This window comes from Porphyrobacter sp. MBR-49, from assembly GCF_053628655.1.
This window is the reverse complement of record NZ_JBRJGU010000007.1, coordinates 23,556-49,864: the sequence shown is the minus strand read 5'-3', so window position 1 is coordinate 49,864 and position 26,309 is coordinate 23,556. Positions and strand designations below refer to the sequence as shown.

General features: G+C 63.4%; 23 protein-coding genes and 1 tRNA gene. 10 read left to right on the top strand and 14 right to left on the bottom strand.

Features of this window, described 5'->3' with window-relative positions; translation table 11 throughout:
* Positions 1-6: 6 nt before the first annotated feature.
* Genes ACSSV3_RS10995 through ACSSV3_RS10985 form a run of 3 tightly spaced genes read left to right on the top strand, consistent with a single transcriptional unit; the run spans position 7 to position 2,803 of the window.
* On the top strand, positions 7-927 hold the full coding sequence (locus ACSSV3_RS10995; RefSeq protein ID WP_354325392.1) for a flagellin N-terminal helical domain-containing protein: 921 nt from the start codon (positions 7-9) through the stop codon (positions 925-927).
* A gap of 15 nt (positions 928-942) precedes the next feature.
* Positions 943-1,806, top strand: coding sequence for a flagellar motor stator protein MotA (gene motA / locus ACSSV3_RS10990; protein WP_354325390.1), 864 nt, complete (start codon positions 943-945; stop codon positions 1,804-1,806).
* A gap of 1 nt (position 1,807) precedes the next feature.
* Positions 1,808-2,803, top strand: coding sequence for a flagellar motor protein MotB (locus ACSSV3_RS10985; RefSeq protein ID WP_454184806.1), 996 nt, complete (start codon positions 1,808-1,810; stop codon positions 2,801-2,803).
* Here the strand turns inward: ACSSV3_RS10985 and arsB are convergent.
* Together arsB and ACSSV3_RS10975 are read right to left on the bottom strand one after the other, a co-directional pair.
* Positions 2,753-3,823 carry an ACR3 family arsenite efflux transporter gene (gene arsB / locus ACSSV3_RS10980; protein ID WP_354325388.1) on the bottom strand — a complete coding sequence of 357 codons (1,071 nt, stop codon included), beginning with the start codon at positions 3,821-3,823 and terminating at the stop codon, positions 2,753-2,755. The two genes, ACSSV3_RS10985 and arsB, sit on opposite strands and share 51 nt — an antisense overlap.
* Positions 3,820-4,161, bottom strand: coding sequence for an ArsR/SmtB family transcription factor (locus ACSSV3_RS10975; protein WP_354325387.1), 342 nt, complete (start codon positions 4,159-4,161; stop codon positions 3,820-3,822). The genes arsB and ACSSV3_RS10975 overlap by 4 nt, the downstream gene beginning before the upstream one ends.
* Positions 4,162-4,540: 379 nt before the next feature.
* On the opposite strand from ACSSV3_RS10975, the gene ACSSV3_RS10970 reads away from it, so the two are divergent.
* Both ACSSV3_RS10970 and ACSSV3_RS10965 read left to right on the top strand, forming a co-directional pair.
* Positions 4,541-7,429, top strand: a complete 2,889-nt coding sequence (locus ACSSV3_RS10970) for a M16 family metallopeptidase (RefSeq protein WP_354325386.1) — start codon at positions 4,541-4,543, stop codon at positions 7,427-7,429.
* A 295-nt stretch (positions 7,430-7,724) separates the two neighbouring features.
* Positions 7,725-8,252, top strand: coding sequence for a hypothetical protein (locus ACSSV3_RS10965; RefSeq protein WP_354325385.1), 528 nt, complete (start codon positions 7,725-7,727; stop codon positions 8,250-8,252).
* 129 nt (positions 8,253-8,381) lie between these two features.
* On the opposite strand, the gene ACSSV3_RS10960 is transcribed toward ACSSV3_RS10965, so the two are convergent.
* The 4 genes from ACSSV3_RS10960 to ACSSV3_RS10945 form a co-directional block, all read right to left on the bottom strand.
* A tRNA-Lys gene (locus ACSSV3_RS10960) sits at positions 8,382-8,457 on the bottom strand.
* Between the two features lie 44 nt (positions 8,458-8,501).
* Positions 8,502-9,002: a 2-amino-4-hydroxy-6-hydroxymethyldihydropteridine diphosphokinase gene (gene folK, locus ACSSV3_RS10955; protein WP_354325384.1), complete on the bottom strand. Its 501-nt coding sequence runs from the start codon at positions 9,000-9,002 to the stop codon at positions 8,502-8,504.
* A complete protein-coding gene (aguB, locus tag ACSSV3_RS10950) occupies positions 8,999-9,877 on the bottom strand; it encodes an N-carbamoylputrescine amidase (protein ID WP_354325382.1) in 879 nt (292 codons plus the stop codon). Before aguB ends, folK begins: the two co-directional genes overlap by 4 nt.
* 18 nt (positions 9,878-9,895) lie before the next feature.
* Positions 9,896-10,792, bottom strand: a complete 897-nt coding sequence (locus tag ACSSV3_RS10945) for a class I SAM-dependent methyltransferase (RefSeq protein ID WP_354325380.1) — start codon at positions 10,790-10,792, stop codon at positions 9,896-9,898.
* 107 nt (positions 10,793-10,899) lie between these two features.
* On the opposite strand from ACSSV3_RS10945, the gene msrA reads away from it, so the two are divergent.
* A complete protein-coding gene (msrA, locus tag ACSSV3_RS10940; RefSeq protein ID WP_354325643.1) occupies positions 10,900-11,445 on the top strand; it encodes a peptide-methionine (S)-S-oxide reductase MsrA in 546 nt (181 codons plus the stop codon).
* 100 nt (positions 11,446-11,545) lie between these two features.
* Here msrA and ACSSV3_RS10935 read toward each other — a convergent pair whose 3' ends face one another.
* A complete protein-coding gene (locus ACSSV3_RS10935) occupies positions 11,546-12,814 on the bottom strand; it encodes an RsmB/NOP family class I SAM-dependent RNA methyltransferase (protein WP_354325379.1) in 1,269 nt (422 codons plus the stop codon).
* 112 nt (positions 12,815-12,926) lie between these two features.
* Between ACSSV3_RS10935 and ACSSV3_RS10930 the strand changes: the two genes are divergently transcribed.
* Positions 12,927-13,097, top strand: coding sequence for a DUF1674 domain-containing protein (locus ACSSV3_RS10930; protein WP_354325378.1), 171 nt, complete (start codon positions 12,927-12,929; stop codon positions 13,095-13,097).
* Positions 13,098-13,273: 176 nt separating this feature from the next.
* Here ACSSV3_RS10930 and ACSSV3_RS10925 read toward each other — a convergent pair whose 3' ends face one another.
* The 4 genes from ACSSV3_RS10925 to ACSSV3_RS10910 form a co-directional block, all read right to left on the bottom strand.
* Complete coding sequence (locus tag ACSSV3_RS10925; RefSeq protein ID WP_354325377.1) at positions 13,274-14,689, bottom strand: cytochrome P450; 1,416 nt, start codon at positions 14,687-14,689, stop codon at positions 13,274-13,276.
* Positions 14,690-14,754: 65 nt separating this feature from the next.
* Complete coding sequence (hemH, locus tag ACSSV3_RS10920) at positions 14,755-15,801, bottom strand: ferrochelatase (RefSeq protein ID WP_354325375.1); 1,047 nt, start codon at positions 15,799-15,801, stop codon at positions 14,755-14,757.
* The gene (locus ACSSV3_RS10915; protein WP_354325374.1) at positions 15,798-18,083 is read right to left on the bottom strand and encodes a molybdopterin cofactor-binding domain-containing protein; all 2,286 of its coding nucleotides are present in this window, start codon (positions 18,081-18,083) and stop codon (positions 15,798-15,800) included. Before ACSSV3_RS10915 ends, hemH begins: the two co-directional genes overlap by 4 nt.
* Positions 18,084-18,086: 3 nt before the next feature.
* Positions 18,087-19,088, bottom strand: coding sequence for an Mrp/NBP35 family ATP-binding protein (locus ACSSV3_RS10910; RefSeq protein ID WP_354325373.1), 1,002 nt, complete (start codon positions 19,086-19,088; stop codon positions 18,087-18,089).
* 132 nt (positions 19,089-19,220) lie between these two features.
* On the opposite strand from ACSSV3_RS10910, the gene hflK reads away from it, so the two are divergent.
* The 3 genes from hflK to ACSSV3_RS10895 all read left to right on the top strand — a co-directional run bounded on the left by hflK (position 19,221) and on the right by ACSSV3_RS10895 (position 22,886).
* Positions 19,221-20,327, top strand: coding sequence for a protease modulator HflK (gene hflK / locus ACSSV3_RS10905; protein ID WP_354325372.1), 1,107 nt, complete (start codon positions 19,221-19,223; stop codon positions 20,325-20,327).
* A gap of 4 nt (positions 20,328-20,331) precedes the next feature.
* A complete protein-coding gene (gene hflC / locus ACSSV3_RS10900) occupies positions 20,332-21,177 on the top strand; it encodes a protease modulator HflC (protein WP_354325371.1) in 846 nt (281 codons plus the stop codon).
* 176 nt (positions 21,178-21,353) lie between these two features.
* Positions 21,354-22,886, top strand: coding sequence for a Do family serine endopeptidase (locus ACSSV3_RS10895; RefSeq protein WP_354325370.1), 1,533 nt, complete (start codon positions 21,354-21,356; stop codon positions 22,884-22,886).
* Between the two features lie 57 nt (positions 22,887-22,943).
* Here ACSSV3_RS10895 and ACSSV3_RS10890 read toward each other — a convergent pair whose 3' ends face one another.
* The 3 genes from ACSSV3_RS10890 to ACSSV3_RS10880 form a co-directional block, all read right to left on the bottom strand.
* Positions 22,944-25,076, bottom strand: coding sequence for a transglycosylase domain-containing protein (locus tag ACSSV3_RS10890; protein ID WP_354325369.1), 2,133 nt, complete (start codon positions 25,074-25,076; stop codon positions 22,944-22,946).
* Positions 25,077-25,193: 117 nt separating this feature from the next.
* Complete coding sequence (gene msrB, locus ACSSV3_RS10885) at positions 25,194-25,601, bottom strand: peptide-methionine (R)-S-oxide reductase MsrB (protein ID WP_354325368.1); 408 nt, start codon at positions 25,599-25,601, stop codon at positions 25,194-25,196.
* Between the two features lie 19 nt (positions 25,602-25,620).
* Entirely contained in the window at positions 25,621-26,289 is a 669-nt protein-coding gene (locus ACSSV3_RS10880) for a glutathione S-transferase family protein (RefSeq protein ID WP_354325367.1), read from the bottom strand.
* Positions 26,290-26,309 lie beyond the last annotated feature (20 nt).

The window sequence follows — 26,309 nt, the reverse complement described above, 5'->3', positions numbered from 1 at the left end:
AGAGGCATGAGCTTTGTCAGCAATTCCACCGGTTCGTTCTTCAACCGATCACTCGCTCAGATGGCGGATTTGCGCGCGGGTATCGAACGCGCCCGCACCCAGATTGCCACCGGCAACAAGATCGAGCGCGGATCGGACGATCCCGTTGCCGCCGCACAGCTGCGCAACGTTGCCCGGCGCGAACGGCTTGCCAGCGTCGAAGGCGATAATACCGCGCGGCTGGGGCAGGACATCAGCTCAGCCTCGCAAGAGGTCGAAGCGGTCAAATCGCTGCTCCAGCGAGCGCGTGAACTGGCGGTGCAGGCCGCCAACACCCCGACCGGGGCTGATGGACGGCAGGCGATTGCATTTGAACTGGAACAGCTCACCGAAGAACTGTTTTCGCGCGCCAATGGCACTGCGCTGACAGGCGAACCGTTGTTTGCGGGCCTGTCATCCGGCGCGGCATTCACCCGCGATGCGGCAGGCAATGTCACCTATATCGGCACGCCCACCAGCGGCGTGGTGCCAGTTGCGCCGGGCACCGCCATTGAACGCGGCCTGCCGGGCAATGAAGTTTTCGAATTCGATCTTGGTGGCACCCCGTCAAGCGCCTTTGCGGTGCTGAGCGGGCTGGCGGCGGCGCTTAACGGCGGCTCGCCCGATCCGGCGGGTGCGGCGCTGGCGGCGATTGATGGGATCGACGCCGCGCTCGATACGGCGAACCGCGCACAGACCATTCTCGGCACGCGGCTGGCGTGGGTTGAACAGGTGCAGCAGCAACAGGGAGCCCGCAGCATCGAACTGGCCGAACGCCGTTCAAGGGTGGGCGATACTGACATCGCCGAAGCCATCGCGCGGCTCCAGCAATCGCTGACCGCGCTCGAAGCGAGCCAGGCGGCATTTGCCCGCATCAGTTCGCTGTCGCTGTTCAACGCGTTGCGCTGACAGGAGCCCTGACCCGTGTTTGTTGCAATCGGAATTGTCGTGCTGCTGGTGATGGTGTTCGGCGGGTTCATGCTCGCTGGTGGCGCCATGGGGCCGGTATTGAAAGCCGCCCCGCTCGAATTCATGATCATTGGCGGCGCGGCGCTGGGGGCGACGCTGATCGGCAATTCGATGCACGCTATCAAATTGCTCGGCGGGGGGTTGGGCAAGGTGTTCAAAGGCCCGAAATACACCCACGAAGATCACATTGACGCGATCGCGCTGACCAGCAAGCTGATGAAGCTATTGCGATCCGAGGGTGCAGTGGCGCTGGAAAGCCACGTTACCGAACCGGGCAGTTCGACCATCTTCAGCGAATATCCCCGCTTGCAAAGCGATCCGGTCGTGACCGGGATGATCTGCGATCCGCTGACCTTGCTGGTGGTGTCGTCGGGCACGCTGGATACCCATGCGGTCGAAGACGTGATCGACAGCGCGATCAAGACCCAGCTGCACGAAATGAGCGAGCCGGAACATATGATCCAGTCGCTGGCCGATGCCTTGCCCGCGCTGGGGATTGTCGCGGCGGTGCTGGGCATCATCAAGACGATGGGCGCGATCAACGAACCGCCTGAAATCCTCGGCAAGATGATTGGCAGCGCGCTGGTCGGGACGTTTCTGGGGGTGCTGCTGGCCTATGGCTTTGCCTCGCCGCTTGGCAGCAAGCTGAAACAGATCAACGGCCATGATCAGCAGATTTTCTATTCGATCAAGCAGGTGATCATCGCATCCTTGCACGGCTATCCGCAGCCGCTGGTGCTCGAAGCCGCACGTTCGGGCCTGCCGCCTGCGCATCGCCCGAAATTGACCGATCTGCTCGACATGATGCGAGGGCGGTAAAGTGGCCGAGGCTGACCCCAAAATGCTGGCCCCGGCCCAGCACATCCCGGCACCGATCATCATCAAGCGGATCACCATCCAGGAAGCCGGACACCACGGCGGGGCGTGGAAGGTAGCCTATGCCGACTTCGTGACCGCGATGATGGCGTTTTTCCTGCTGCTGTGGCTGCTCGGTGCGACTGAGGAGAAGCAGCGCAAGGGGATCGCCGATTATTTCTCCCCCACGCTGGTCAAGATGCGCAAGGAAAGTGCGGGCTCTGATGGGATGCTGGGCGGATCGTCGCTTACCGATGTGGATAATTATCCTAATGCAATGGGCCAAACTGGCACGCGTTCGATCACCATTCCGCGCGGCGTTACCGGTGGCCCGGTCGAAGGCGGTGGGCGCGGCGAGCTCGATTCCGACAAGCTCAAGGAACTGCGCGACAAGATTGAAAAGAAACTGGTGCAGCGCCGCCAGTTGTCGCACCTCGCGCGGCAGGTGCGGGTGATGCGCGCGCCCGAAGGCATTCGTATCGATCTGATGGATGATGCCGATTTTTCGATGTTCGAACTGGGCACCACCATCCTTACAAAGGATGCACGCGGGCTGCTCGAGGTGATGGGCGAAACGTTACGGGATGAAAACGCGTCGCTGATCCTGCGCGGTCACACCGATTCGCTGCCGTGGCGCAGCGGGGTTGCGGCCAATAACTGGTCGTTGTCCACCGGGCGGGCCGAGGCGACCCGGCAAGCGCTGGTGCTGAGCGGGGTGCCAATGCCGCGGATTGCGCGGATTGAAGGCGTCGCCGATACCGAACCGCTGATCGCGGATAATCCTGCCGATCCGCGCAACCGCCGGATTTCGTTGCTGCTGCTTGATAATCGCGCCGCTTCGAAACCGGCGCGCACCGGGCCGGTGGGTAAGCCGATCTTCAAAGCGCCCCCCGCCGCCCCCGCCAGCGTCTCAACCCGCAACGAAGCGCCCGCGCGTGCGGTTGGCAATAGCAACCAGTGACAGCATCACCGGCACTTCGACCAGCACGCCGACCACGGTAGCCAAGGCCGCGCCGCTGCCCAATCCGAACAGGCCGATCGCCACGGCAACCGCCAGTTCAAAGAAGTTCGACGTGCCAATCAATGCGCAGGGCGCGGCGATGGCGTGGGGCACCTGCCACACCTTGGCCCAGCCATAGGCGATGAAGAATATGCCATAACTCTGGATGATGATCGGCACCGCGATCAGCGCCACCAGCACCGGGCGGGTAACAATGGTTTCGGCCTGAAATCCGAACAACAAAAGCACGGTGGCAAGCAGGCCGATCACCGACAGCGGCTTCATCCGCCCAGTGAAATCCGCCACCGCAGCCTCGTTCCCGTCGTGGTTGGCGAGCAGCCGCTGGCGCACGAACGCCCCTGCGACAAGCGGCACCACGACATACAGCGCGACCGACAGCAGCAGCGTTTCCCACGGCACGGAAATGCTGGTCACGCCCAGCAACAACGCGACAATCGGGGCAAAGGCAACGATCATGATAAGATCATTCGCGGCGACCTGCACCAGCGTATAGGCCGGATCGCCCTTGGTCAGCTGCGACCACACGAACACCATCGCAGTGCATGGCGCAGCGCCCAACAGGATCAGCCCGGCGATATATTGCTGTGCATCAGCGGGCGCGATCAGATCGGCAAACACGATTTCGAAGAACAACACGCCCAGTGCGGCCATGGTGAACGGTTTGATCAGCCAGTTTACCGCCAGCGTGATGATCAGCCCCTTTGGCTTGTCGCCCGCGCGCCGCACCGCACCGAAATCGACTGCGACCATCATCGGGAATATCATCGCCCAGATCAGCACCGCGACCACGAGATTGACCGAGGCATATTCAAGCGCCGCGAGCGACGCGAAGGCGCCCGGCACAGCATTGCCCAGCGCAACCCCGGCCAGGATCGCAGCGCCGACCCAGACGCTCAGCCATTTTTCGAATAGGCCCAGCCCGGCGGCTGCGGGCCCGGTATCGGCGGTGATGGTGTTCATCGAATCATCGGCTCCTTACATGAATCCGACCCGGATAAAGCGACCGAGCAATCCTCGCCGCCGCAGCAATTTTCGGTGAGGTAGCCCATCAGCGCGTTCATCGCGTCGTAGTCGGCTGAATAGATGATCGACCGGCTTGCGCGTCGCTGTGTCACCAGCCCGGCATGGGCGAGCTGGGCAAGGTGGAAGCTCATTGATGACGCAGGAACGCCGATCCGGTCGGCCAGCACGCCCGCAGGGATGCCTTGCGCGCCAGCCTTCACCAGCAACCGGAACGCGGCGAGGCGATGTTCCTGCGCCAGAGCAGCGAGCGCGCGGATGGCATGATCGGGTTGCAAGGAAAACTCCAATAATTCGATAAATATAGAAATATGGGAGAATGGTTTAGCGGTCAAGCGCCTTCGGCAGCCCGGTGGTTGGCACGAGAACTGCCTGACAAGATGGAGGAGCGCCCCGCTGTAGTAATACCAAAGCGCGATGAGCCTGACTCATCGGACTTTGGTTAAGCCCGTGCGGCGCTTGAGCATTTCCAGCGCGTGATGCGTCAGCATCTTAGCGCGCTGGTATAAAGTTGACTTGGTTCGGGTGGGGCCCTGAAGGTCTGTTTCAAAGGGTTAGCAATGAAACGGGAACAAGGTTGCCTTGGCCTTGCGTCACTGCTTAATGTGAAAAAGCTGAGATAGTTCTGCCGGGTAACACATTCTGAGGAGAGATTACGTGGGTCGCACCGCCAAAGGTTCAGTTCGCGCCGTATCATGCCTTGCCATCGCGGTAGGGCTGGTTCTTTCCGGGGCACCCGCAGCGCTGGCGCAGGAGCACGGTGAGCAGCCTGCCGCGACGGCGCAAGCCCCGGCGACGGGCGTTCCGGCTTGGGGAATCGCCAGCACCGACTTTCCTGCCGACCCCGACATCGTGTTCGGCACCCTGCCCAACGGCATGCGTTATGCCCTGCGGCGCAACGGCAATCCTCCGGGTGAAGCGGTGATCCGCTTCTCCGTCGCCGTCGGCGGCAAGGAGGAAACCGATGCGGAGAATGGTGCCGCCCACTTCGTCGAGCACATGGCCTTCAACGGTTCGACCAACATCCCCGAAGGCCAACTGCTGCCGATGCTCGAACGGCTCGGACTGGCCTTCGGTCCAGACACCAATGCCGTGACGTCGCTCGAATACACGACCTATATGCTGAACCTGCCCCGCACCAATGGGGAAACGGTCGACGCCGCGCTGACGGTCATTCGCGATATGGCGGGTGAGTTGACCATCGATCCGGCAGCAGTTGAGCGCGAGCGCGGCGTCGTCATGAGCGAAGCGCAGATACGCAACGATCCGGCGCGGCGGCGCATCACGGATTATCTCCAAACTGCGTTGCCGGATTCCCGGCTCGGCTTTCGCGTTCGCGCCGATGTCGAGCGCATCCGCACCATCTCCGCAGACGAACTGCGCGCCTTCTATCAGGCCTATTACCGCCCCGAGCGAGCCACGCTGGTGATCGTCGGCGATTTCGATCCTGCCGCGATGCGCTCCAAGATCGAGACGGTCTTCTCGGACTGGCAGGGCAAAGGCGAAGCGCGGCCCCGCTATGCCTCGCCGGTGCCGGAGGTGGTCGGTGCGCCGGCGGTCGGGACTTTCGTCGACCCCGCGACGCCGGAGATCATCGATCTCCAGCGGATCTCACCCTGGGTTCCTTCGAGCAATACCGCCGCCGAGGCGCGCGAGGAAGTCCTGCGCGCCGTGGCGGCGGCAGCCCTGTCCAACCGAATCGCTGTTCTTTCACGCAACGCCGATTCCCCCACGCTCGGCGCGCAGGCTGCGGATCAACCATTGTTCCGCAGCGCGCGGTCCTACGGCATGTTGATCGTTGCCAAGGATGGCCGCTGGCAGGATACGCTTGCGCTGGCGGAGCAGGAACTGCGCCGCGCGCAGCAATTCGGCTTCACAGCGGCAGAGCTAGAGGAGGCCAAGGCGAACATCGCCACCGCGCTGGCCAATGCCGCCGCGCAGGCCGCCGGTAGGCCCAGCTCGCGCATCGCCGACGCCCTTGTCGCCGCCAGTCTCGATAATATCGTGCCGACCGCGCCAGCGACCGATCTCGCCTTCTACCAGGCCATCGCGCCCACAATCACCCCCGAAAGCGTGAGCGCGGCGTTCCGTGCCGCTTGGCAGGGCGGGCCGACGGTAGTTCACGTGTCGACCAAGCAACTGATCGAGGGCGGCAAGACGGCCATCCTCACCGCGCTTGAGGACAGCGCCAAGGTCGCCATCACCGCACCGGTTGAGGCCGCAGCAGCCACTTTTGCCTATCAGGGTTGGGGTGCGCCCGGCGTGGTGGTGAGCGATAGCACCATCGCCGATCTCGGCATCCGCACAGTACGCTTCGCGAACGGGCTCGAGCTAAACCTCAAGGTCACCGCCTTCGAGCCCGGCAAGGTGGCCTTCGCGATGCGGGTGGGCGATGGCGCCCGCGACTTCCCGATAGACAAACCAGGCCTGCGCGAAATCCTGCCGTTTATCGTCAGCATTGATGGGCTGGTGGCGCATGATGCCGACGAATTGCGACGGGTGCTGGCCGGAAAGGCGGTGAGCACCGGCCTCGCGGCAGGCCAAGATGCGCTTCAGGCGAACGGGACTACCACACCGGCCGATCTCGAAATGCAGCTCAATCTGCTGGCCGCGCGGCTGACCGCCACTGGATGGCGTCCGGAAACGCAGGCGCAATGGGCCGGAGTCGCGCCGGTCATCGTGCAGAACATCCGCGCCAATCCGCTCCAGCTGTTTTCGGTTGCGCTCAACGCGGCGCTAACCGGTGGAGACGCGCGCTTCGGGCTGGTGAACCCGGAGAGTCTGGCGCAGCTTTCGCTCGACGATGTGCGCGCCGCGGTCGCTCCGCAGTTGGACAAAGGGTCGATCGCGCTGGGCCTGGTCGGCGATTTCGATCCTGATGCGGCAATCGCCGCAGTCGCGCGGACGCTAGGCACGCTGCCGACACGGCCCGCGCGCAAGGAGGCCAAGGCCGGTGGCAAACCCGTCACCTTCGTGCGCGATCCTGCCGTGGTGGTGCTCAATCATGCCGGGGCGAGCGATCAGGGCGTTCTGGCGCTCAGCTGGCAGACCGACGACGCTGCGGATCAGCGCGACGACATCACCCGCGATCTGCTCGCGGCGGTAATGCAATTGCGTCTGCAGGACAAACTGCGTGAAGAGCTGGGCGCGACCTATTCGCCCGTGGCCACCAGCTATTCAGAGCTTCGGTTCGAGGGCCTGGGCCACCTGACGGCCTACACTACCGTTTCGCCCGAAGCGATGGATGCGACCGCCGCAGCGATCCGCGCGATTGCGGCGGAACTGGTGGAAGGGCCAGCGCCGGACGACCTGATCGAACGCGCGCGCAACCCGATGCGTGACAGCTACAAGCGCGCCGAAAGCCAGAACCTCGATTGGACCGGCCCTGTCGTCATGGCTCAGAGCGATCCGCGGGTTCTCGATCAACGGCGAACCAGAACGGGCATTCTCGAAGCGCTCACGGCCGCCGACCTCCAGACCGCCGCCCGCCGCTATCTGGCAGGTGCCGGGGCGGTCGAGATCAGGGTTGTGCCCGCCGGTTCGTAATGGCGCAGCGGCATCCGGCCGCTGACAGCCCATCTTGCCGTTCATCTTCGAAACCTGATCGAAGAGGCGAACGTCATTGAAGACGATGAGCGAATGCCCCATTGTGCCCCGCCGCAAGGCGTGGGCCGCAAATCACATCTAAGTCATTGAAAAGGTGGTTGACGCACTAGGGCTCGAACCTAGGGCCCACCGATTAAAACCCCATCAAGGCCGCGAGCATGGGCTCACGCGATATTGAAGCGTGCAGATTGAGACGCTTGACGGGGCACCTTATCTCGTGCGCTAAACTATGCGCATGGACGCGTCATCCGTCATTCGCCGCCTCACCCAGCGCCTGTATGGGTGTCCCATCATTAGGAATGACCTTCGCGGCGAACTCGTCGAGGAGATCGTCGCCGCAGCGCTGGAACCCGAATGGCGACTTTGCTCGACCGACTGGGGGTCGTGCGATCTGGTCCATTCGACGCGGAAGATCGGCATCCAGGTCAAACAGTCAGCAGCTCGTCAGACGTGGCACAAAGACAACCTAGTGCTGCCTAGGCCTAGATTTTCGATCAAAGAGAAAACTGGGCGGTGGGAAGACGGCAGTCGCTGGGTCGCAAAGCCAAGTCGAAACGCCGAAGTCTTTGTTTTTGCATGGCACTCCGACACGAGCGACGCCGCTGATCACCGCGATCCGCAGCAGTGGCAGTTTTTCGTTGTCGCAGAGCGGGACCTACCTCCGCAAGGCTCAATCGCATTGTCACGTCTCCAGTCGTTAGTGGAGCCCGTGCAGTTCGCACAACTTGCCATGCGGGTTAGATCGCTGATTGATGCTGTGTGACAACTCCAGTCCAAAATTGGCGCATTTCAGCCAATTCTATTGACTTGAGCCGGCTCAAGAAGATCTGATGCCCCATTGGTGCCCCGCCGGAAGGCGCAGGTTACAAGTCGCATCTAAGTCATTGAAAATTGGTGAGCCCGACAGGATTCGAACCTGTGACCCGCTGATTAAAAGTCAGCTGCTCTACCTACTGAGCTACGGGCCCACGCTTGATGGTCTTTGGCGCCGCGATTGTGGCGGCGAGCGCGCTCACCTAGGCAGGGGGCGGCGGCGGGTCAAGCGGGCATGAAGATGAGCGAGCGTCAAACCGTTCAACGGGTCGCGCCAATCGGCGGCAATCGCGCGCGCCGGGGTGAGCACGAAGGCGCGCTGGCGGAAGGCGGGGTGCGGGATGGTGAGCGCCTGTGACCGCCGCCCCGAACGCCATTCCCCGCCGCTCCACAGCACAATATCGCAATCAAGCACCCGGTCGCCCCAGCGCTGCCCGCGCCGCCTGCCAAATTCACGCTCGATCCGTTTGAGCGCGGCGAGCAGCGCGGGCGGGGCAAGTTCGCTCTCCAGCACCAGCGCCGCATTGGCGAATCGGCGCTGCGCCGCGCCCATCGCCGGGGTGGCGATTATCGGGGAGCGCGCAATCACCAGACCGAGCGCCGCCAGTTCCTCCATCGCCGCGCGCACCACTTGCCGCGGCGGGCCATATTGCCCGCAGTGCCGGTTGCTGCCCAACGCTATCAGATAATGGCTGCTCAAATGTCCTGCGCGATCCGGCCGTAGAGCTGCGGGCGGCGGTCGCGGAAGAAGCCCATGCCCGCCCGGTGTCGCGCCGCGCGCGCGAGATCGAGCCGCGCCGCCAACACGCCCGCTTCGCCCGCACCGAAGGATTCGACCAGATCGCCCCATTCGTCAGCGATGAAGGAGTGGCCGTAGAACCGCTGCGCGCCATCCTCTGGCCCCTCTACACCGATGCGGTTGGCGGCCACCACCGGCATACAATTCGACACCGCATGGCCGACCATCGCGCGCCGCCACATCCGGCTGGTGTCGAGATCGCTATCGTAAGGTTCAGACCCGATCGCGGTGGGATACATCAGCAGTTCCGCACCCTGCAATGCCATCACCCGCGCAGCTTCGGGATACCATTGGTCCCAGCAGATGCCGACCCCCACGCGGACGATCGCCCCGCCCTCACCCGGCACATCCCACACCTTGAAACCATCATTGCCGGGGCGGAAATAGTATTTTTCCTCATACCCCGGCCCATCGGGGATGTGGCTCTTGCGATAGGTGCCCATGATCCCGCCATCGGGGCCGATCATTGCCAGCGTGTTGTAATAGTGATGCCCGTCGCGTTCGAAGAAGCTGGTCGGGATCGTCACCTTGAGCCTTGCCGCGAGCGCCTGCATCGCGGTCACGCTGGGGTGCTCAAGCGTAGGGCGGGCGAGCGCAAACAGCGCCTCATCCTCCTCACGGCAGAAATAGGGGCCGCTGAACAGTTCGGGCGGCAGGATCAGCTGCGCGCCCTTGGCCGCGGCATCCTCCACCAGCGCGGCGACGGCGGCAATGTTGGCGGCTTCGTCCGCTGAACCAAGCGACAATTGCAGGGCGGCGACGGTGATGGATGTCATGCCGCCGCCCCTACATGATTACTTTGCTTTCTTGAACAAGAGAGTCATGCGGTCGCTTTCGCCCAGATCTTTCAGGTCTTCGCGCTTGGTCGTCAGCACCGGGGGCATTTCCCACACGCCGCGTTCATGATCGGCGGTGTCCTTGGGGTTGGCGTTGATCTCACTCGCTGCGACCAGTTCAAACCCGTGCAGGCGCATGAAATCCACCACGTCCTGTTGTTTGAGATAACCGCGCGTGCCGTTGGCGTAAGACCACGGCGCATCCGCTTTGGCGCGGTGCTGAACGATGCCGATCATGCCATCATCCTTGAGCAGATCGCGCATCGCGCGGATTTCAGCAGCGGCAATTCCCGCCCGGGTGATGCCGTGCAGCCCGCGGATCACCAGAATGCGATCAAACGTGCCCTTTTGTTCATCGGGAACGGCATCCAGCGTGACAGCAGTGAACTTATCAGCGGCAAGCCCGGTATAGCTTGCAACCTCATCGCCAAAGCCCGCCGCCTGAACGCGGATACGCTCCTGCCGCTCGGGATCGCTGGTCGCCAGCCGGGGGTTGGCATAGATGCCGACCAATTCGCCTTCGCCGCCCAGATAATGCCCCAGCAGGCGCGAATACCAGCCGCCGCCGGGGGCATATTCACCCACCTTCATGTGCGGGGCAACGTGGAAGAACGCGAGCGTTTCGGCCGGGTGGCGGTACGCATCGCGCGCGCGGTCTTCGGCGCGGGTTGGATGGTTGATCGCGCCCGACAATGCCTCGGCATGATGCTTGAGGAACATCGCCGACATCTCGTCGGGTGACATGTCCTTGTGCATCTTCGCCACGTCTTCCTTCCCGCCGTGGTGATCGGCAATGGCGGGTGCGGCGATGGCAAGGCCGCTCGCAGTGGCGAGGGCAAGGATCAGTTTGTTCATGGTGGAATTCTCCCTTGGGAACGCTTCGTAACCGGAACACACCAGTGGCATTTCCGATCCGTCACCCTATCTCTGGCAGAAATCAGCGGAGATTTCGAGTGAGCAATTTGGAAACGATTATTGTCGCAGGCGGATGCTTCTGGTGCACCGAGGCGGTGTTCCGCGATGTGGTGGGCGTGAGCGAGGTCGAAAGCGGCTATATCGGCGGAACCAAGGCGAACCCGACCTACAAGGAAGTATGCACCGGCGCGACCGGCCATGCCGAGGCGATCCGGGTAACGTTTGATCCCCACGCGATCAGCCTTGGCGAGATGTATGACGTGTTTCTGGGCACGCATGATCCGACGCAATTGAACCGCCAGGGCGGCGATGTCGGCACGCAATATCGCAGCGCGATCTTTCCGCTATCGGACGAACAGGGCGGCGAAGCGAAAGCGGCAATCGGGCGCTGGAATGCCGAGAACGGCAAGTTGGCAGTGACCTCGATCGAAGGCCTGTCGGGCGGCGCGCAGACCTGCGAATGGTATCCGGCGGAGGATTACCATCAGGAATACTGGGACGGCGAAGGCCAGCGCAACCCCTATTGCCTCGCAGTGATCCCGCCCAAGATCATGAAATTACGTAAGAGTTTTGCGGATAAGGTGAAGGGGTGATTCTCCACCTTTCGTCTTCCCGGGCTTGACCCGGGATCCCGCTTTCTTTGTCGGCCTCAAGGCAGCGGGACCCCGGCTCGGGGGCCGGGGCGACGATGGGTTATGATTTCACCCACCGCCCCACGAAAAATCCGTCCAGCCCGCCTTCGTCCGCCAGCATCCCCGGATGGGTGCGCAGCCAGCCTTCGGCGGTGGGGGTGAGGCCTGCGGGCAGTTCCTCCGGCGTAATCGGCTTGGGCGCGAGGCCGCAATTGGCGTCAATCCACGCGGCCTGCTGCTCGCCCTCCTCCGCCTCCAGCGAGCATACCGCATAGACCAGCACCCCGCCGGGGTTGAGCCATTCCGCTGCCTTGGCGGCAAGGCTGCGTTGCAGGTCGACCATTTCGGGTATTTGCCGCGCGCCAATCCGGTGCAGCACATCGGGGTGGCGGCGGCAGGTGCCGGTCGCGGTGCAGGGCGCGTCGATCAGGATCGCATCGAAGCGGTGCTTCGGTTCCCACACCAGCGCATCGGCGCGCACGGGGGAGGCTTTCAGCCCGGTGCGTTTGAGGTTGTCTTTGAGCAGTTCCAGCCGCCGTTTGCTCATGTCGAGCGCGGTGACGTTCCACCCGGCCGCCGCCAGTTGCATGGTCTTGCCGCCCGGCGCGGCGCACAGATCAAGCGCGTGCTTGCCAGCCCCCACACCCAGCAATCGCGCCGGGATCGAGGCGGCGAGATCCTGCACCCACCAATCGCCCGCCTTGAAATCGGCAAGGCTTTCGACCGCCGCGCCGCGCGGCAGGCGGACATGGCCCGGCGCCAACGTCACCCCGCCCATCGCAACGCTGCGGGTTTCGGTTTCGGCAGCGTCTTTCAACGCCAGATCGAGTTCGGGCGGGAAGGCGAGGCCGGGGGCGATGGCGGCTGCGCGTTCCTCGCTCCAACGGGCGACGACCGATTCGGGCAAGGTGGGCGCATCGGGCAGCACGCTCACACCCGGCTTCACCCCCCCGGCCTTCATCAACGTGGAGAACACGCCATGCGCCAAGCGGCGCGGCCCGCCTGCCAGCAGCGGCAGCCCGGTGGCGATCACCGCGTGCGGCGGGGTGTCCAATCGCAGCGCCTGCGCCAGCATGATCCGCAGCACCATCCGTGCCTTGGCATCATCGGGCAGGCGTTGTTTGGTGACGCTGTCGATCAGCGCATCAATGTCAGTCAGCCAGCGCAGGGTCTCACTCGCAATCGCGCGGGCGAGCGCACGGTCGGGCGCGGTGCGAATAGAGCTGAGCGCCGCGCCTTCGGCGATTTCCAGCGTCTCCCCCCGGCGCAAAACCGCATCAAGCAAACGAAGCGCAGCGCGGCGCACGGGAAGTCCGGGGGTGGTGGGCATGGGCGGCCCTTAAAGCATCGCGCGGAAAAGTGGGAACCGGTTTTTCGCCTACAGCGATGCTGGCCCAAAAGGACGTATTGAAACCAAGCGCCAGCACGCGCATTTGGGTGACATGACCAAGCAGAAATCCGACGCTGCCAAGCAGTTCACCAAACCCGCGCATTGGACCAACGACCCGGTGCCTGCGCCCAAACAGGTCGATCCGCTGAAGGGTGAACCGAAGGAACTCTCCCCCACCCGCTACGGCGATTGGGAGAAAGACGGCATCGCGTGGGATTTCTAGTAAACTTCGTCATTGCGAGGAGCCGAAGGCGAAGCAATCCAGTTTCGGGCCTCGGCGTAAATGGCGCGGGCGGATCATGGATTGCCACGTCGTCTCCGGCTCCTCGCAATGACGAATGCCACCTTAGCCTAGACCCCCGCTAGACCCCCTCTTGCCAATGTTTCACGTGAAACAATTTATAACGGTTTGAATTTTACCTTCAGCCCATCCTTGGGCTGCGGGATCGGCCAGTCCTGCCACGCCGGAGCATAGCCAGCCTCAACTTCAATCCGATAGCGTTGCAGCAATTGGGCGAGCAGAATCTTGACCTGCATATAGGCAAAATGCAGCCCCAGGCACATATGCGCCCCGCCGCCAAACGGCACCCAGGCGTATTTGTGCCGCGCGCGCACCTGTTCGGGGGTAAAGCGCATGGGATCAAAAACGGCGGGATTGTCCCAGTAATCGGCCGAATGATGGGTCCAGTGGATATTGATCCCCACCATCGCGCCCGCCGGGATGCGGTATCCGCCAAATTCAAATTCACGCAGCGCCCGGCGCGGCATCGAAGGCACCGGGGGGATCATCCGCAGCGATTCCTTGAACGCCATTTCGGTGAGTTCCAGCTTGGCCAGATCATCATAATCAAGACCGCGTGGATTGCCCTGCCCATCCGGCCCGCCAGTGACCGCGAAAATCTCCTCACGCAGTTTTTCCTGCCATGCGGGATTGGCGGCGAGGTGATAGATCAGCGATGTGGCCGATGATGTAATGGTATCATGCGCCGCCATCATCAGGAAGTTCATGTGATCGACCACTTCATCGACCGGCAGCAATGATCCATCTTCGCGGGTGGCGGTGGCGAATTGGCTGAACATATCCTGCCCGCCGCCCTGTTCGCGGCGGCGCAATGTTTCACGTGTAAAATAATCGACCAGAAACGCCCGGCCATCGACACCCTTTTTCATCTTGGTGAAAGGCAGCGGCTTGCGGATCGGCGCGACCGAGGCCTGCACCATATCGACGAAAGCGGCGTTGATCTTGTCCGCCTCCGGCCCCCACGGCAGGCCGATGAAACTGTCTGCAGCGAGATCAAGCGTCAGCTTCTTGATCGCGGGATAGAACCGCAAATCGCCCGCCCAATCCGCCACTTCGCGGGCAATCCCGCGGTTCAGCGCGCCCGAATAATGGCGCATCGGTTCAGGCTTGAAAGCGATCGACAGGGCGCGGCGATCAATCCGGTGGTGATCGAAATCCAGCAGCATCAGCCCGCGCGGGAACAGCTGGTCCAGTACCGGCCCCCAGCCCTGTTCGCTGGAGAAAATCTTGTCTTTGTTGAACAACAGCAGCTCGTTCGCCTCGGCCCCGATCAGCGCCACCTGCCACCCGCCGAACGCGCGGTTTTTATAAACCCGCCCGTGGGTATCGATCATCCGCTGCGCAAAGCCATGGGGATCAGCCAGCATGGTGAAGGTGTTGCCCACCACCGGCCAGCCCGCATCGCCGGGGATGTGGGCAAGGTCAGCTTCACTGAGGCGCCCCTCGCTCCAATCGCGCGGCGCATCGGCAAAGGGGGCATTGGCGGAATGCGGGGCGTCGGCAAGGGTGGCCATGGTCAGATCAGGCTCCGTATCGGGTTCGGATTAGCAACTGACCCTGATGTAAATAATCGCAGCGGTCAAATCCACCCCGAAAGCTCACGCCGGAGCATTGCTTCGACCATCGCAAGGCCTGAGTCCGAGGTGTTGAGGCAGGTAAGCACAGCATAATCCTCACCGCCCGCCTCGATGAATTCACGGCGGCCTTCCAATGCCAGTTCCTCCAGCGTCTCGACACAATCGGCGGCAAAGCCGGGGGCGGCGACGATCAGGCGTTTGGTGCCCTTCTGCCCTTCTGCGATCAGCGTGGTGTCGGTGGAGGGTTCAAGCCAGCGCGCCGGGCCAAAGCGCGATTGGAACGTGGTTTCAAACCTGACGCCCGCAAATTCAGGGCGCGCTGCCAACCGCTCGCGCAGCAGCCGCGCGGTTTTCTGGCAATGGCAATGATAGGGATCGCCCTTTTCCAGCGTTTGCAGCGGCATCCCGTGAAAACTCATCAGCATCACCTCAGGAGTAAAGCTGAGGGCTTGCACCTGCCGGGTCAGATCATCCGCCAGCGCACCCAGATAATCGGGGTGATCGTGATAAGGCGGCGCGAACCGCAGCGCCGGTTGCCAGCGCATTGCGCCGAGCACGCGGGCCACCTCGTCAAACACCGTCGCCGTGGTCGCCGCGCAATATTGCGGATACATCGGCGCAATCAGGATGCGATCACAGCCCTTGCCTGTCAGTTCGGTAATGCGCTGTTCGATCGAAGGGTTGCCATAACGCATGGCGTAATCGATCACGATATTATCACCGAACCGGGGTTCCATCACCTTGGCCATCGCCTCCGCCTGACGCGAAGTGATATCGGCCAGCGGCGATCCGCGCTCCGTCCATATCTTGGCATAGGCTTTCGCGCTTTTCTGCGGGCGGGTGTTGAGGATGATCCCGCGCAGGATCAATTGCCACACAATCGGCGGAATCTCGATCACGCGCCGGTCAGACAGAAACTGCTTGAGGTAGCGCCGCACCGAAGCCGGATCAGGCCCGTCAGGCGTGCCAAGGTTGACCAGCAAGACGCCGATCTGGCCGCTCGATACAGGGGGGTGGTCGCCCGGAAGGCGCTGGGTTTGCCAGGTCATATGCCGTCCGAAAGTAAGGGCAGGCGGCGCAGGCGCAACCCCGTCGCGGAAAACAACGCATTGGCAACCGCCGGAGGGGCCACCACCGCGCCCAGTTCGCCGGGATCGGCAGGCGGGGCTTCGCTGGCGATGAATTCAATTCGCATATCCGGGCAATCGGCCAGCACGGGCAGTCCCAGCGCTTCGTAATCGACCACTTCGGGCACACCGCCGCGCAGTTTGACCGGGTTGCCCAGCGCCGTGGCGATCCCGAACACCAGCCCGCCTTCAATCTGCTGGAGCGCGATGTCGTGATTGATGATCCGGCCAATATCCACCGCCGCCGACAGGCGCGTAACGCGCACCCCGCCTTCGCCTTGCCGCGCAGTGGCCACGCAGGCGATGCGCGCTGCCCCCGGCCCTTCGCCAATCCGTGCGCAGGCAATGCCCTGCCCGCTTTGGTTGGCCCCGCCATCCCATCCCGCCAGCTGCGCTGCGCGTTGCAAACACGCCGCCAGCCGCACATCGCCGCCCAGCATCGCCATCCTGAACGACAGCGGTTCACGCCCGTATTTCGCGGCGATTTCGTCGATGAAGCACTCAATCGCGAAGGTCGTCGGCCCATGGGCATTGCCGCGCACCCGCCCGACCGGCAGGCCGATGTCAACCGGGATATGCTCCACCAGCAGCGCAGGCAGCTGATAGGGCGGCACCGCACCTTCGCACGCCATCGCATCAGCCTGCCCGGAAGTTTCGCGGATCGCGGCCATGCTGGTGAGGTTGCCGAACAAACGCTTGCCAAATTCGCGCGCGGCGGACGGCGTCGCGATGCGTAGCCGCAGCGCATCAATCGCGCCGGGATCGGCCTGGGAAAGCTGCGCCCCGATCAGCAGCCATGCGGGCGCACGCGGGCGGCTGCGGATCATCTCGTCACGGCGGGGCCAGGTGAGTTGGACAGCGCGCGGCGCTTCCTTGGCAAGCTCGCGCGCGATCAGGGCGATTTCGATGGCGTGGTCATGTTCCAGCCGCGCATCGAAACTGCCGCCTGCGGGCATCGGGTATAGCGCCACGTCCTCAGTAGCGATGCCGATCGCGCGGGCGGCGGCAATGCGCGCCTGTTCGGGGGCCTGACTGGCGATCCACAGATCGAGCCGCCCGTCGGCATAGCGCGCGGTGGCGGTCGCGGTTTCGAGCGGGGCGGCATAGCCCGGCTCGACCTCGTAACGGCGCGCCATGTCCACGCGCTTCAGCGCCGCGCCGCCAAACCCGGTTTCGGCAATCGGAAAGGCTTCCCCGCCATCAAGCATGGTATCAAGACGGGCGGCGATTTCATTGCTGTTGACCGGTGAGGTCACTGCGAATCTGGGCTTCATCGCATTAAGCGCCTGATCCGCGCTCCACCATGTGTCGGCCGCAACCGCAAGCCAGCGTTTGGACTGGATGATCCCGGCCAACCCCTTGATCCCGGCAGCGGCATCGCGATTGAACCCGGTCAGTTCCGATCCATCGGCAGGCCCGTGGCGGATCGAGGCATAGACCATCCCCGGCAGCCGCACATCGCCGGCAAAGCGATACGACCCATCAACCTTGGACGGCAGATCAAGTCGGGGAAAGGCGGGGGCCGCGTCGGATTCGGCAGATAGCGGGGCTTCGCGCAAAGGTTCGGGGCGCAGCGGCGCGGGGTCGGGCGGAGTCCACGCGGCGGCGGCTTCGGCCAACTCGCCAAAGGTGGCGCGCCGTTCGCTATGCGAGACAAAGCCCTCTGCGACCTCGCATTCTTCCCAAGCTACGCCCCAGCGCGAGGCGGCCTCCTGCGCCAGCATCGCGCGGGCAGCGGCGGCAGCTTCGCGGCAGGGTAGTTCATAGGCTTCGATCGCGGTGCCAGCGGCGGTAGCGTTGAACCGCTGCGCCCCGGCAAATCGCTGCGCCATCAGGGCATCGGTGCTGGCAGACAGCCCGGCGGCAACGGGATCCCACAACGCGATCCATTTCTGCGCCAGCGGCACATTGGCATAGGCACCCGAAACCGGCGCAGGCTCCACGGCAATCTGCCGCCAGTCCGCGCCCAATTCATGCGCCACGATCTGCGGTAGCAGGGTGGTGATGCCCTGCCCCATTTCCAGCTGCGGCACCGCCACGGTGACTACGCCATCATTGGCGATCTTGAGCCATGCGCCGAACACCTGCTCGCCCTTCGCCGCCACCAGCGGGCTGGCATAGCTGCGCGGCATCAGCCACCATGCGATCAGCAGGCCGCCCCCCGCTGCTGCCCCTGCCAGCACACCCCGCCGCGAGACCTGCATCGCCTAGACCGCCCCTGTATCAAGCCAGCGCGCAAGACGCTGCGCAATCGCTGCAAATGGCGCGCCGACCTCGTCATCGCGGGCTGCCGGCGGCTCACCCGTGTCGCCCGCAATCCGCGTCGCCAATGTCAACGGCACCCGGCCCAGGAACGGGATTTCCAGTGCAGCGGCGAATTTCTCAACCCCGCCCTGCCCGAACGGATCGCTGATCTCGCCGCAATGCGGGCAGGCATAGCCCGCCATGTTTTCAACCAGCCCGATGATCGGCACATCGCCCTGTTCGAACAATTGCCCGGCACGCGCAGCGTCGATCAGCGCGAGATCCTGCGGAGTTGAAACGAGGATCGCGCCATCGGGTCGGTGGGCGGACAGCATCGACAATTGCACATCGCCGGTGCCCGGCGGCAGATCGACCAGCAGCAAATCGGTATCGCCCCATTCGGCATCGACCAGTTGCGCCAGCGCCTTTCCGGTCATCGGCCCGCGCCAAGCCAGTGCCTTTCCAGGCGCGACCAGGTGGCCCATCGATAGCACCTTGACCCCGTGGCGGCTGGCAATCGGCACCAGCTTGTCGCCTTCGACCGCAGGCTTGATCCCCTCGGTTCCCAGCAATTTGGGCTGCGAGGGGCCGTAAATGTCGCCGTCAATCACGCCCACCTTGCGCCCCATCCGCGCCAGCGCAACCGCAAGATTGGTGGTCAACGTCGATTTGCCGACCCCGCCCTTGCCCGACCCCACCGCGATCAAGCGGCGGCGGCGGCGTTCCCCCGTCAGCGCGATGCGCACGACGTCGACTTCAGCCAGCGGGGTTAGCGCGGCGGTGATCGCGCTTTCCAGTTCGGCGCGGGCGCTATCGGACAGGTCACCTGCCTCAGCCACAACCACCGCGCGGCGCGAAATGATCCGGGCCGATTGCAAACGCTGGTTGATTTCAGGCGGCAAAGCGGCGCGGATCAGCGCTTCTTCAGCTGTCGGTTCGCGGGATGGTTCGGGTGGTTTGCTCATCGCGGAACGCCTCTACCATCAAATTCACGCTGCCAACCCCTGTTTTTCGCCGCAGAGCGTGCCTATAACGGCATTATGCAAAGATTGGTCGGTTGGAGAGAACGTCTTGGTGTGGCCGCACGCGGCCTTGCCATGGCTGGCAAAAATAATCCGTGGGGCGGATCGGGCAAGGGCGATGAGCCCGGCAGCGATGGCGGCAGCGGTGCAGGCGGCAGCGGCGGGCCGGATGGCCCGCGCAATCCGTGGCTGCCCGGCGGGGGTGAACCTGGCAAGCGGCGCTCGGCCAGTATCGAAGATATCTTCAAGGGTCGCGGCCCCGAAGGCCCGCGCCGCGCGGGTGGTGGCCCCGGCGGCCCCGCTTTCCGCCTGCCAGAACGGCCCGGCGGCAAAAGCTGGCTTCCGGTCATTATCGGCTCAGTTGCATTGATCTGGGTCGCCGCAAGCAGCGTCCATTTCGTCCAGCCGGGCGAACAGGCGGTGGTCACATGGCTCGGCGGGAAATATTCGGACACGCTTGATTCGGGCACCAATTTCACCGCGCCCTGGCCGATCAACATGGTCGAAAAGGAAAACGTCACGCAGATCCGGTCGGAGGAAATTCCCGGCACCAACACCGAAAAACTGATCCTGACCGGGGATCAGAACCTGGTCGATCTGTCTTACGTGGTGCGCTGGAACATCTCTAACCTGACGCTTTACAAATATCAGCTGGCCGATCCGCGCAACGCGCTGCTTGAAATCGGCGAAGCCGCCATGCGCGCGGCAGTGGCGCGCAAGAAACTCGACGAGGTTCTGACCGGTGAAGGCCGCGCGGAAATCGAACAGGCGGTGCGCGAACGGATGCAGGCGCGGCTTGATGCCTATCGTTCGGGGATCACCGTGCAGGGCGTTGAAATCAACAAGACCGACCCGCCAAGCCGGGTTGAAGAAGCGTTCAAGGACGTGTCTTCGGCGCAGCAGGATGCCGATGCGGCGGTCAACCGCGCGCAGGCGATCGCCCAGCAAGTGCTGGCGCGGGCACAGGGTGATGCGAGCGAATTCAACAATATCTATGCGGAATATCGCCTCGCCCCCGAAGTGACGCGCCGCCGCCTGTATTACGAGACCATGGAATCGGTGCTGTCCAAGACCGACAAAACCATCGTCGAATCCGGCAATGTAACGCCCTATCTGCCGCTGCCCGAATTGCAGCGCCGGGCGCAGACCGCAGCCCAGCCGCCGCGGCCGCAAGGGGAATAACGCCATGAATGCTGTGTTTCAGAACTACAAAGCGATCCTGATCGCCGCCATCGTCATTCTGGTGGCGTTGCTGTCCAGCGTGGTGATCGTGCCCGAAACCCATCAGGCGGTGGTGATCCGCACCGGTCAGCCCGACCGGGTGTTCAACCAGTTCCGGCCCGAATTGCCCTACGGCCAGACCGGTGCGGGCATCAACTGGCGCATCCCGTTTGTCGAAGCGGTGCAGATGGTTGACCGCCGGGTGCTCGATCTCGACATGACCCGGCAACAGGTGCTCTCCAACGATCAGCAGCGCCTGCAGGTCGATGCCTATGCCCGCTATCGCATCATCGATCCGGTGCGGATGGTGGAGCGTGCCGGGACGGAAGAACAGCTCGAATCGCAATTGTTGCCGATCCTCACTTCGGTGCTGCGGCAGGAACTGGGGCGGCGGCCGTTTTCGGCGCTGATCAATGCCGAGCGCGGCACCGCGATGGCCAACATCACCCGCACGCTGGATACGCAGGCGCGCAATTACGGCGCGCAGGTGCTCGACGTGCGGATCAAGGCGGCAGACCTTCCCGAAGGTCGCCCGCTTGATGCCGCCTTCACCCGGATGGAAACCGATCGGCAGGAAGAAGCCGCCACCATCCGCGCTGCCGGGCAACGCGATGCGCAAATCACTCAGGCCGAAGCCCAGGCGCAGGCCGCGCGCATCTATGCCGATGCTTATGGAAAAGACCCGGAATTCTACGATTTCTATCGCGCCATGCAAAGCTATCGCCAGACCTTTCTGGCCGGGGAAGGCAACAGCGCGATGGTGCTTTCGGACGACAGCGAATATTTCCGCCAGTTCAGGGGGAAACGCTAACGCGTTCGACCAGGGGATGATCCTGAGCGCCGAATGTAATGTTGCGTTCAATCAGCGTTCAGGCCCGAAAGGTGCATTTGGGGCAATCCAGCCATCTGTTCGGCTGGCCCCGTTGACAGTGTAAGGAACGTAGCGACCCCCGCGCGTTCCTGCTTGATGATAAGGACCAAGAGGACGTGAAGAACGTGCGCTATGTATACGGACTGTCGAGCGCGCTGCTGGTCGGCGGCGCTGCCATTTCGCTGATCACCGGAACGCCGCTGGGCGCGCAGGTGGCGCAGAATGATGATGCGGTGATGGACCGGGTGGTGCCGATTGAAGGTGCCCCTGTCAGCTTTGCCGATCTCACCGCGCAATTACAGCCTGCGGTGGTCAATATTGCCACGCGCCAGCGGATCGAGGTTGCCAATAACCCATTCGCTGGGACACCCTTTGCCGACCTGTTCAGCCGCCGTCAGGGCGGCGGCGGTCAGCCGCAAACGCGTGAGGCGCAGTCGCTGGGGTCGGGCTTCATTATTTCGGCCGATGGCTTTGTGGTGACCAATAATCACGTGGTCTCCCCCGATAGCCGCGCCAAGCTGGAATCGATCACCGTTACCTTGCCCGATGGCACCGAATACGAAGCCGAACTGGTCGGCGCTGATGCCGCATCCGATCTCGCGGTGCTCAAGATCAAGGCCAACCGATCCTTCCCGTTCGTGACCTTCGGCGATTCGAGCGCGGCGCGCGTGGGTGATTGGGTCGTGGCAATCGGCAATCCGTTCGGCCTTGGCGGCACGGTGACCAGCGGGATCATTTCCGCAGTCTATCGCAACACCGGCCAGGGCGGCGCTTATGACCGCTATCTCCAGACCGATGCCAGCATCAACCGCGGCAATTCGGGCGGGCCGCTGTTCGACATGCGCGGCAATGTGATCGGCATCAATAATGCAATCTTCTCGCCTTCGGGTGGCAGCGTCGGCATCGGCTTTGCGATCCCCGCTGAAATCGCCGCGCCGATCGTCGAGCAACTGCGCGACGGGCGCGAAATTCAGCGCGGTTATCTCGGCGTCGGCCTCCAGCCGATTGATGAAGACTTCGCCGAATCGCTCGGTCTGCCCAAACGGCGCGGCGAATTGGTGCAGACCGTGCAGGATGATAGCCCGGCAGCACGCGCGGGTTTGAAGCCCGGCGACATCGTCACCAAGGTCGACGGCAAAGACGTGACTGGGGAACAGACGGTATCCTTCCTGGTCGCCAATATGGAACCCGGCGCGCAGGTGCCGGTCGAATTGCTGCGCGATGGCAAACGCCTCGCACTCAACGTCACGCTCGGAAAACGCCCAAGTGAAGCGGAATTGCAGCAGCAGACTCAGACTTTCGATCCCGATTCCGAAGAGCCGATGGCACCGGGCGCCTCGAACGAGACGATCGAACAGAAGTTGGGTTTGCAGGTGATTCCGATGACCGCAGCGATTGCCCGCTCGCTTGGCGTGCCGGCTGAAACGCAGGGCGTGGTGATCGCAGCGGTTGATCCCAATGCCGACGCGGCGCGCAAGGGTCTGCGGCGCGGAGACATCGTCCTGTCGGCCAATTATCAGGCGGTTGCCTCAGTCGAAGCGCTGGCGGAGCAGGTCAAGGCTGCCGCGACCGAGGGGCGCGAGGCGATCCTGCTACGCGTCCAGCGCCGCACGCAGCCTCCGGCGTTCTTCCCGATCCGACTGCGCTGATCGGTTGATATCGCAAAACAGAAAGGGCGCCGGGAGCAATTCCGGCGCCCTTTTTTATCATAACTCAGGCGGTGGACGGCGCGGGGCTGACGGGCGTGGGATTTCGCCGCCGGTGGCTTCTTCAAGGAAATCCTGGCTGGCCGCAGGGGGTGCAGCAGGCCCGCGCTCACCTTCGATCCCGAATGGGCTGGGCGCAGGTTCACGCCGCCCCGGCTCGACCAGATTGCCCTGTTCGTCGATGTAGTAATAATCGTCAGGCTCGCCAAACAACGCCTCTTCATCGGGTTCGAGCTGCCATTCGGGCAGTTCGAGCGTGATGTCGAACTCCTCAACCGGGCGATCCTTGACGGCATAGCGCATATAGGCGGCGAACGCCTGCGCGGGGGCGCGCCCACCCTGCAGGCCCGCCACCGGCTTGGCATCATCGCGGCCCATCCATACGCCAGTGGTGATTCCGCTGGAAAAACCGATGAACCAGCCATCCTTGTTCGATGAAGTGGTGCCGGTCTTGCCCGCCACTGGCCGCCCGATCTGCGCCGCACGGCCAGTGCCGGTCTGCACTGCGGCTTGCAGCAGATCGGTCGCCCCGGCGACCACGTAATCGGGCACCTGCTGCACCTTGCGCGGTTCGTCGCGGCGATAGAGCACATCGCCGCTCGCGCCTGTGACCTTGGTGATGCCATAGGGCTGCACCGCGACGCCCTTGGCAGAGATCCCGGCAAAGGCCTGCGTCATTTCGATCACGCGCACTTCGGATGAACCGAGCACCATCGAGGGGTAAGTCGCCACATCCGAGCTGATCCCGAACCGCCGCGCCATCGACGCAACCGTGCCAAAACCGACTTCGTTGCCCAACTGGGCTGCGACCGTGTTGATCGAAAAGGCGAACGCGGTGCGCAGATCGGTTTCGCCGACATTGCGCCCGTTCGAATTGCGCGGGCTCCACCCGTCAATAGTCACCGGCGTATCGACCACTTTATCTTCCGGCGTGTAGCCCGCTTCCAGTGCGGCGAGATAGACGAACAGCTTCCACGCCGACCCGGGCTGGCGCATCGCGGTGGTAGCACGGTTGAAATTGCTGGCGACGTAATCTGTGCCGCCGACCAGCGCGAGGATCGCTCCGTCGCGGTCAAGGCTGACCAATGCGCCTTGCGCGCCGCTGGGTGTGTTGGCCTCGATCGCGGCGGTCGCGGCGCGCTGCATTCCGATGTCGAGCGTGGTCCACACCTCAATCGGTTCGTAGGTTTCGGGCAGGATGATATCGAGCTGCGGCAGCACCCAATCGGTGAAATAGCGCACCGAATTCTGCCCCGCCTGCTGTTTCAACTGCACCGCGCTGACATCGACCCTGGCCTGATCGGGGGTGATATAGCCCTGTTCGCGCATTAGCCGAAGCACCACCTGGGCACGGTCAACCGCGGCCTGCACATCGGCGGTGGGGGAATAATGGCTCGGCGCTTTGACCAATCCGGCGATTATTGCGGCTTCGGCAACGCTCAGTTCGGTGGCCGGGTGGCTGAAGAACTTGCGGCTGGCGCTGTCGATCCCATAGGCCCCGCCGCCGAAATAGACTTTGTTGAGATAGAGTTCGAGAATCTGCTGCTTGGAGAATTTCCATTCGAGCGCCATCGCCAGCACCGCTTCGCGCGCCTTGCGGTCGAATGACCGGTTGTTGTTGAGGAACAGGTTGCGCGCCAGCTGCTGCGAGATTGTCGAGGTGCCGCCGATCCGGTCATCCCCGGTCATCCCTTCGATAATCGCGCCGGTCAGGCGCACCGGGTCAACCCCGAGATGCGAATGGAACCGCTTGTCCTCGACCGCGATCATCGCGTTGGTCATGTTTTCGGGAATCTCATTATAATCGAGCCATTCGCCAAAGCTTGGCCCAAGTTCGACCAGTTCGCGCCCGTCGCGCGCGCGCACGACAATGGTCTGCCCCGGCTGGGTTGCCTTGAGCGCGGCGTAGCTGGGCAGCGATTGCGCCGCGAACCCGACCGCAAAGGCGAGAAATACCAACCCCAGCAGCGCCAACGCGCCGCCCCACAACATCCCGCGTTTGAACCAGCGGCGCAGACGCGAAGGCGGCGCATTGTCCGGCTTGCGTGCTGCCGCGGGTGCCGACCGCTGCGCCGCCGCCCGGCGCTTTCCGCGCGCGCCCCTGTCCTGCAATCGCTCACCCCTTTTTGACATGGCCTGTGCCCATTTGATGCCCACCGGTCAGGGGCGGAAACGCGCGCCATGCATAGGCGAGTTGTAACCGGGGGTGAACCTGCGTCTGCAAAACTCTCCCCGGTTGGCCGCGCGGCCTCATTCCTCTGCCGGGGTAAAAATCAGCGCGGCGGAGTTGATGCAATACCGCAGCCCCCCCTGTTCGGGCGGGCCATCGGGAAAGACATGGCCGAGATGCCCGCCGCACTTGCCGCAGCGTACTTCGGTGCGGATCATGCCGTGGGCGGTGTCGCGGTGTTCCTCGACCACCTCGCCATCGGCGGGCTGAGTAAAGGCGGGCCAGCCGCAGCCGGAATTGTATTTGGCGGTGCTGTAGAACAGCTGCGTGCCGCAGGCGGCGCAATGATATTCGCCTTCATCGTAAAACTTGTCATATTCGCCGGTGAAGGCGCGTTCGGTGGCCGCTTCGCGCAGCACATGATACTGCATCGGCGAAAGGCGTTCGCGCCATTCGGCATCGGTCAGGCTACGGGGATCGTCAGTCATAGCGGCACCTCTTGATAGCTCACCCGTCCAGCAGCGCATAATGCGGCGGCGGTTTGATCGCGTCCATCCGCTCGGTCAGTAGCGGGCGGAAGCTCGGGCGGCTTTTGAACACCGCATACCAGCCGCGCGATTGTTCGTGGCCCGTCCAGTCGATCCCGCCGAGATAATCCGCGACCGAAATCTGCGCGGCAGCGGCCAGATCCGCGAGGCTCATGGTCGAACCCGCTACCCACGGGCGGTTGTCGATCAGCCAGTCGAGGTAATCCAGGTGCCCGTGGGCCAGCTTCATCGCATTGCGCAACGCACCGCTATCGGGCGGCTGGCGCAAGATGCGCTTCCTCATCCGTTCTGACAGCAGCGGCGCGGTGACATCGGCGTAGAAATTCTCGTCAAACAGCGCCACCAAACGGCGGATTTCGGCGCGCTGCGTGGCCGAGCCGTTGATCATCGGGCTGCGTTCGACCACCTCTTCGAAATATTCGGCAATCGCCCTGCTATCGGGAATGATGATGTTCTTGTCCCGATTGACGATCACCGGCGTGCGTCCAGCGGGGTTCAAGTTGAAGAACATGTCCGATGCCGCCCAGGGATCTTCGCGCACCAGATCATAGGCGACGTTCTTTTCGCCCAGCAGCAGACGGATCTTGCGGCTGAAAGGGCACAGCGGGAATTGATAAAGGAGCCACATGGTGCCGCGTTCCTTGCCGC